Origin of the sequence: Microbacterium sp. SD291 (assembly GCF_017355365.1) — a bacterium.
Classification (GTDB): domain Bacteria; phylum Actinomycetota; class Actinomycetes; order Actinomycetales; family Microbacteriaceae; genus Microbacterium.
Genome location: NZ_JADIJR010000054.1, coordinates 1 through 7760 on the forward strand (window position 1 = coordinate 1; position 7760 = coordinate 7760).

Sequence of the window (7760 nt, forward strand, 5' to 3'; positions counted from 1 at the left end):
ACGTAAACAATAGCAATACTGCCGTATGCGCCACTCCCCACCGGCCCTCGCTCGTCATACGCTGAACTCGTCCCACGAAGAACCCCGACGCTCGAGGGCTTGTCCATTCAGGGCCGTGTCGGGAACTCTATGTCCGGGCGATCTCGGAGAACCGATCCGATTGGGCGACGGAGTTGCAGCAGCCTGTTCGTCGCAGCTGAAGCTGTCTATGGCGAATCCGCATTCCCCCTGGCTGTTCTCAACAGCTTGATCCATGCTGCCCCGCCGTAAACGATCGTTTGCGGCAGACGTAGTTGTTCGGCGCTCGAAGGCCCGCCGCTATGGTCTGTCGAAACCTCCTAACGGCGGGCACTTTCGGCGGACCTGGGGTGGTGAGCGCCGTTCTCTTGGAGAAATCTCCGTCGCGTCTAGTTGTCTATCGCGGTCAACCCACTGTCGTCGAAGACCAGTATTGCGCCGTCGTTTGTAGTCGCGAGCGCTTGTGCGGAGCCGTGGGTGACGCCGGCGGGAACCCACTCGGCATTGGATCCTGTGCTGGCCCAGATCTGTCCGCCGCGGCCGACACCGACCAGCTGTTTGCCGTCAGGCGATACGGCGAGGAGGTAGAGCGCAGGTGCGTCGTTCAGGGGTGCGAAGGAGGCGCCCTCATCAGTGCTGATTTGCAGCCCGTCAGGGGTGGCAGCGATCAGTTCTCCCGCGTTGTCGAGGACGAGGCTGAACGCCAGAATTTCTCCGACCGGCGACCAGGTCTCACCGAGATCGTCGGAGCGGAGGAGCTCCGCGGAGTCCGAGGCGATCCCGTAGAGGGTGTCGTTCTTCCCGGCGGCAAGGACGTGGAAGTCTTTCTCGCCGGTGAATGAGACGGGCGTCCAAGATCTGGCGCTGTCGTCGCTCCGGATGATTCCGAGGTTGGGGGAGCCGAGTTCTGGGGCCGTGGTCGGTCCGGGATGCCCGGACGCGAGGAGAGCGTCACCGACGGTGATGAGGCCCATCGCGTCGAAGTCGGTCGTCTCGATACGGGAGCCGACCTCGCCATCCGGCGTGGCCGTGTAGATCCCGTCATGGGCGCCCAGGAGGTACCCGTCCTCTGCGGGGTTGGGCACGATCGCGTGAACGTGGCTGATGGACGTGGCGTGGTCGTGTCCGGTGGTGGGCTCGGCGGGTGCGGTGCACCCGGCCAGCACGATGCTGGCTGCGATCGTCATAGCGATCGTGAGTGCTCCGCGACGTCGCAGGCGGGGAGGGGGCAGGGTGGATTTCTTGAGGGTTCGCATGATGGTGTGCGCAACAGATCTCTAGGTGGGGTGCGGGAATCCCGCACCCCACCCATGGGTCACAGAGTTGCGAGGATCTCCTTCATGGTGGCGATCTCTTCGGTCTGCGCGTCGATGATCGTCTCAGCGAGTGCGACGGCGTCGCTGTTCTGACCGTTGTCGACTTCGTTCTGCGCCATGTCGACAGCGCCCTCGTGGTGCTGGATCATCTGCTCAAGGAACAGACGCCCCGCATCGGGACCGGTGGCATCTTCGAGGGCCTGCATGTCTTCCTCAGACATCATGCCGCTGCCGTGATCCATGCCCTCCATGCTGTCCATCTCCGCGCCCCAGTCTTCGAGCCACTGGTCCATCTTCTGGATCTCCGGATCCTGAGCGGCCTTGATCTCTTCGGCGAGAGCGACCACGCGCTCATCGACGCCGTCTTTGCTGAGAAGGACGTCGGACATCTCGATGGCTTGTGCGTGGTGCTCCTTCATCATGCTGGCGAACATGATGTCGGCGTCATTCGCGTCCGCTGTGTCGGTGGGCGCGGACGAGCTGCCGCCGTGGTCCATGCCTTCCATGCCGTCGCCGGAACCGGTGTTTCCGGCGCAGCCCGTGAGGGCGAGAAGGGCAGTGAGGGTGAGTGCGGCGATCGCCGCGGGTCGAATCTTCATGAGTGTTCTCCAAGGGTCGGTGATGAGGCCCGGCTATTGCCGGTGCCAGGGGCGCGTGCCCGCAAAGGGGGCTAGCGCGTCATCACGTGCGACTGATGCAGAGAACCGTGAGAGAGGGCGGTGGCGGAAGCGCGTGGGCACGGGCGGGCCAACGGGTCGTCGCGGCCACGAGTGCCGTGATCAGGGTGGCATGCCGCCAGCCGAGCCCGATCCGCCCGAGCAGGATCGTGGCGACCAGGAGTGCGAGGACGCACGCCATCCACGTCATCGGATCCCCGCCCCCACACGTCGCGCATCCCGCTGCCGCTGTCGGTGAGTCCGGCAGGGCGGCGGCTTCGGATGTGTCGTGGTGCTGGTCGGCCGCTCCGGATTGAGTGCTGACTGCGACGGTGTCGTGGTGGCTTGCGGAGGTCGCGTGCGAGTTGAAGGAGTGCATCGCTAGCAGACCGGCGATGACGCCCACGGCTATCGCGAGGACGGCTAAGACGGTGTGGGTGAGCGTGCGCGGTCCCCGCACCTGTTGTGCGATGTTGATCAGCGACATACTCACCTCCCGTTCTCCTCAGCCTACGTCCGTCACCCTGACCGTTTCTTGCTACTTGCCCGCTACTGCGTCCGGGCGGAGATCCAGCCGGCGCAGCAGCTGTGCGTTGAGCGCGACGACGATGGTCGACAGGGACATCAGCACTGCCCCCACGGACATCGGGAGCACGAACCCGATGGGGGCGAGCACGCCGGCCGCGAGCGGGACGGAGAGCAGGTTGTAGCCGGCGGCCCACCAGAGGTTCTGCTTCATCTTCCGGTAACTAGCCCGTGACAGTTCGATCACCGACAGCACAGACCGGGGGTCGTCGCTGGCGAGGATGACCCCGGCCGAGGCGATCGCGACGTCCGTTCCCGCGCCGATCGCGATACCGACATCCGCTTGCGCGAGCGCGGGGGCGTCGTTCACACCGTCTCCGACCATCGCGACCTTGCGGCCCTCGCCCTGCAGTTCTTTCACCTTCGAGGCCTTGTCCTCCGGTCGCACCCCGGCGAAGTACCGGTCGATACCCAGCTCGCCCGCCACGGAGGCGGCCACCGCGTCGGCATCACCGGTGATCATGACCACCTGTACACCCCGCTCGTGAAGGGCCTCGACGGCATGACGCGACTCCGAGCGGATCTCATCCGCCAAGCGCAGCGCGCCCGCGACCTGACCGTCGACGAGTACGTGGAGGATGATCGCACCCTCATTGCGCCACTCGTCGGCAACAGCCAGCTCCTGGGCGTGCTCCTGCTCGAGCATGTACGGCCCGCCGACCTGCACGACGTGGCCATCGACATGCGCACGAACCCCGACAGCTGGGGACGACTCGAAGTCCGACGAGGACGGGACAGGGAGCGTCTTCTCCTTCGCCGCGTTCACGATCGCGCGCGCGAGGGGGTGCTCGGAATCCGCTTCTGCGGCCGCAGCCCACGCCAGCAACTGATCGGCCTCGATCCCCGAGACAGGATCGATCGCGGTGACGGCGGGCGTGCCCTTCGTCAGCGTGCCGGTCTTGTCGAACAGGACGGTATCGACCGTGCGCATGCTCTCCAGCGCGAGACGATCCTTGATCAGAACGCCCCCACGAGCGGCCCGCTCGGTCGCGATTGACACGACGAGCGGGATCGCCAAGCCAAGAGCGTGCGGGCAGGCGATCACCAGCACGGTGATCGTGCGGATCACCGCGGCGTCGGGCAGACCGACGACCGTCCACACGATCGCGGTGATCGCGGCTGCGCCGAGTGCGAACCAGAACAACCAGCCTGCCGCTTTGTCCGCGAGCCGCTGCGCCCGCGACGACGAACTCTGCGCTTCGGTCACCAGTTTCTGGATGCCCGCGAGAGCGGTGTCCTCGCCGATGGCGGTGATCTCCACCCGCACACCGGAATCGGTCGCGACGGTGCCGGCGATGACCTGATCGCCGTCGCTACGGCGCACGGGCCGTGATTCTCCGGTGATCATCGACTCATCCATGCTCGCCGAGCCCTGCACGATCCGCCCGTCCGCGGGGACCCGTCCGCCGGGGCGCACCACAACGACATCCCCCACCAACAGATCAGCAGGCGCAACAGTGATCGTCGCGACGCCCTCCACCTTCTCCGCCTCATCCGGCAGCAAAGCGGCAAGTGAATCCAGCGCCGACGTCGTCTGAGCGAGAGAGCGCATCTCGATCCAATGGCCGAGAAGCATGATCACGATCAGCAGCGCCAGCTCCCACCAGAAGTCCAGCTCGTGGTGCAGCAGGCCCAGGCTCGCGCCCCATGACGCGAGGAACGCGACCGTGATCGCGAGGGCGATCAGCAGCATCATTCCGGGCTTGCGCGCACGAAGCTCGCTCACGGCGCCGGTGAGGAACGGGGCCCCGCCCCACACGTACATGACCGTTCCGAGAACCGGGGAGATCCAGCCGACCCAGGCGGCATCCGGCAGCGGGTATCCGAGCAGCATCGAGAACATCGCCGAGAAGCCGACGACAGGAACCGCGAGAACCAGCATGATCCAGAACAACCGTCGGAACTGGCCCACATGATCACCGTGCCCACCATGTCCGCCGTGCCCACCATGGCCGCCATGTTCTGGCGAAGTGTCGTGATCGTGGCTCATCGCCGCGTGGTCATGCTCCGTTGTCGGCGCGCTGCCGTGGTTCTCGTGTGCGGCGTGATGGCTATGTTCTTCATGCTGGCTCATCGGAACTCCTTACTCGGATGCGCCCGGGGGAGCCGGGTGCAGACGGATAGCGACTCAGGCCTGGCTGGTCGCGAGGGTATACCCGGCCTCTTCGACCGCAGCCCTCACAGCAGCAGGATCGACAGGTGCTGCGCTGTGGATGGTCACGCGGGAGATGCCGCCGGCATTCAGATCGATGTCGACGGACTCGATACCGGCCACAGCCGCCAGCTCCTCACTGACGCTTGACACGCAGTGCGAGCACGTCATCCCCGCAACGAAAACCTCTTCTGAGGACGCGGACAAAGCGGCGGCGGGCGCGGATGCCTCGGTGTTCGAGGGGACAGCGCAGCACGCGCACCCAGCGCCTGCATCCTTCAGTCCGAGTTCAATGCGATCAGTCATCGTGTGCTCCTTCAAATAGACAGACGTGGTGGTTATGAACGGACCAGGCGCGCAATGGCTTCGTTAGCCTCGCGGACCTTCTCCGCCGCAACCTCGCCACCCTCCGCGCTGGCCTCGGCAACGCAATGACTCAGATGGTCGCTCAGCAGTGACAACGCCACCGTTTCGAGCGCTCTCGTCGCCGCAGAAACTTGGGTGAGGATGTCGATGCAGTACTTGTCTTCGTCGACCATCCGTGCGATCCCTCGCACTTGACCCTCGACGCGACTCAACCGCTTACGCAGATCAGCCTTGTTGTCGTCGTAACCGTTCACACCCATAGAATACCCCCTGGGGGTATAAAACTCCAGGGGGTCCGATACATTCCCGGGGTCAGGCTGCGACGCCGCCTTCATCGCGTGAGGTGAATGCGATGAGTCAGCTACGGGTGCTGATGAGGAACTCGTCCAGGTTGGGGAGATGGGTGTGAACGCTCCGGCTGGCGCGCTGGGTGATCTCGTCGAGCTGCTCGCGCGTGGCATGCGCATCGATCGAGAGGATCGTGTCGCCTTCCAGCCGATGACCGTTCCACCGCAACCGGATGCGATCGACGCTCTCGATGCCGTCGACGTGATCGAGGGCGTGCGCGACCCTCTCCACGAGCTCGGGCTCGACACCGTCCAGCAGGCGGCGACCGACGCTGCGCACGGTCCCGATCAGCAGGACGAAGATCGCGGCGGAGATGATCAGTCCGACGATGGGGTCCGCGAGAGGGAAGCCGAGGAGTACGCCCACGCCGCCAGCCACGACGGCGAGCGAGGTGAAGCCGTCGGTGCGCGCATGAACGCCGTCGGCGACGAGGGCGGCGGAGCCGATCCGCCGTCCCACGCGGATGCGGTACATCGCGACGATCTCGTTGCCGACGAACCCGACGACTCCGGCGGCGATCACCCAGCCGATGTTCGTGAGCGGCTGCGGGTTGATGATGCGGTCGATGGACTGCCAGGCGGCGACGATCGCCGAGAGTGCGACCACGAACACGATGAAGAGCCCGGCGAGGTCTTCCGCTCGTCCGAATCCGTAGGTGTAGCGGCGCGTGGCCGCACGTCGTCCGAGGACGAATGCGACCCATAGCGGCACCGCGGTGAGCGCGTCGGCGAAGTTGTGGACGGTGTCGGCCAGGAGTGCGACCGAGCCGCTGAAGAGCACGACCGCCGCCTGGAGGACGGTCGTGACGAGCAGGAGGAGGAGGCTGATCTTCAGAGTGCGGATGCCGGACCTGTTCGCCTCCAACGCGTCGTCGATGGAGTCCGCCGCGTCGTGCGAATGGGGGACGAAGAGTCCGTGGAGGAATCCTCGGAAGCCCGTCGGATGTTGGTGATGCTCGTGCTCGTGATCGTGCGTGTGGTGGGCCGAGTGCGAATGTTCGCGCGCCGGAGTCATTCGCTCGTCCGATCCCCGCGGTGGTGGTGTGGCGTGCCTCCCAGCGAGTGCTCGGCCTGGAAGATCGCGTCGGCGACCAGCCGGGACGCATGCTCGTTCTCGAGCCGGTAGAACACCTTCTGCCCGTCCTGCCGCGTGGAGACGATACGAGCCAGCCGAAGTTTCGCGAGGTGCTGCGACACCGCGGCCGGCGACTTGCCGACGGCATCGGCCAGGCTGTTGACCGACAGCTCGGAGGCCTCTTGGAGGGCGAGGATGACCCGCACACGGGTGGCATCAGCCAGCATCCCGAACACCTCCACGGCCAGCTCGACGAAAGAGCTGTCCGAACGATAGCCGCACATCTGCTTATCTGCACTCATACGCAGATACTACAGGTCTGCGACCTGCCGTAAACGATCGTTTTCGGTGGGCCAGGCGACGTCGCCCATGAGGTACGCGACACGCCGAGAATCGATCCGCCGAAATGTGGAGTTTGACGCTTTGTGGCGGCGTTCTGTGATCGCACGGTGTCGCAGACAGGGCACAGTGTTGGCCTGCCCGAGGAACCATGCGGCCTTGCCGACACTCTGACACGAGGCCCAGTCGAGGTCCTCGACATCCGTGATCGTCAGACCTACCAGCGTGAGGGGCGGGAGCGTGAAGACATCGGCCGGTCGAGACCGGCCGATGTCTTCACGCGGCGGCGGGGCGCGCTGCCCGGGGTGGACCAAGACGATCCTCGTCCGCAACATCCTTACGGAGCGGTGACACAAGTAGACGTCAGTTGGCGTGCTCGTCCGGCGCGCTGTCCTCGGGCTGGACGGTCCATGCGGGAGGCTCGTCCTTACCGGTCGCTTCGTCTTGTTCTGCCTTGTCGCTGGTTCTCTGGGTGATGCCAGGTGCGTGGTGCACCGGGGCATAAATCGCGTAGAGGCGCAGCGGTTCGTCGCCAGTGTTGATCACGTCATGCCAGGTGCCGGCGGGGACCTGGACAGACCACCCATCCGAGACGTTTTGCTCGAAGTCGAGCCGGTCCTTGGCCGGGCCCATGACGGCCCTGCCCTGTCCGGCATCGAGGCGCAGGAACTGATCGGTGTTCTGGTGGACCTCCAGGCCGATGGACTCCCCGACCGGGATAGACATCAGCGTGACCTGCAAATACTTCCCGGTCCACGCCACGCTGCGGTAGTTCTCGTTCCGCCGGGTGGCCTCTTCGATGTCGAACGCGTTCGGGCGGGGCCCGATGTCGTTGATGGTCATTGTGTTCTCCTTTCGTGCTCGGACTTCGAGTCCAAGTCAGCATCATCTTTCGGGGGGAGTCAA

Annotated in this window: 9 protein-coding genes; all 9 read right to left on the reverse strand. The window is 65.2% G+C overall.

All coding sequences use genetic code 11. The features are described 5' to 3' along the window. Positions 1-407 precede the first annotated feature (407 nt). A complete protein-coding gene (locus IPV10_RS16450) occupies positions 408-1205 on the reverse strand; it encodes a F510_1955 family glycosylhydrolase (protein WP_242685084.1) in 798 nt (265 codons plus the stop codon). Between the two features lie 128 nt (positions 1206-1333). Further along, positions 1334-1933, reverse strand: coding sequence for a DUF305 domain-containing protein (locus tag IPV10_RS16455; RefSeq protein ID WP_207485701.1), 600 nt, complete (start codon positions 1931-1933; stop codon positions 1334-1336). 82 nt (positions 1934-2015) lie between these two features. Beyond that, entirely contained in the window at positions 2016-2477 is a 462-nt protein-coding gene (locus IPV10_RS16460) for a DUF6153 family protein (RefSeq protein WP_207485703.1), read from the reverse strand. Between the two features lie 51 nt (positions 2478-2528). Continuing rightward, on the reverse strand, positions 2529-4649 hold the full coding sequence (locus IPV10_RS16465) for a heavy metal translocating P-type ATPase (RefSeq protein WP_207485705.1): 2121 nt from the start codon (positions 4647-4649) through the stop codon (positions 2529-2531). A 54-nt stretch (positions 4650-4703) separates the two neighbouring features. Further along, on the reverse strand, positions 4704-5033 hold the full coding sequence (locus tag IPV10_RS16470; protein ID WP_207485707.1) for a heavy-metal-associated domain-containing protein: 330 nt from the start codon (positions 5031-5033) through the stop codon (positions 4704-4706). Positions 5034-5065: 32 nt separating this feature from the next. Then, positions 5066-5347: a metal-sensitive transcriptional regulator gene (locus IPV10_RS16475; protein ID WP_207485709.1), complete on the reverse strand. Its 282-nt coding sequence runs from the start codon at positions 5345-5347 to the stop codon at positions 5066-5068. 103 nt (positions 5348-5450) lie between these two features. After that, positions 5451-6455 carry a cation diffusion facilitator family transporter gene (locus tag IPV10_RS16480; protein WP_207485711.1) on the reverse strand — a complete coding sequence of 335 codons (1005 nt, stop codon included), beginning with the start codon at positions 6453-6455 and terminating at the stop codon, positions 5451-5453. Beyond that, on the reverse strand, positions 6452-6817 hold the full coding sequence (locus IPV10_RS16485) for a metalloregulator ArsR/SmtB family transcription factor (protein WP_207485713.1): 366 nt from the start codon (positions 6815-6817) through the stop codon (positions 6452-6454). The genes IPV10_RS16480 and IPV10_RS16485 overlap by 4 nt, the downstream gene beginning before the upstream one ends. A 400-nt stretch (positions 6818-7217) precedes the next feature. After that, positions 7218-7697: a cupin domain-containing protein gene (locus tag IPV10_RS16490; RefSeq protein WP_025104937.1), complete on the reverse strand. Its 480-nt coding sequence runs from the start codon at positions 7695-7697 to the stop codon at positions 7218-7220. Positions 7698-7760 lie beyond the last annotated feature (63 nt).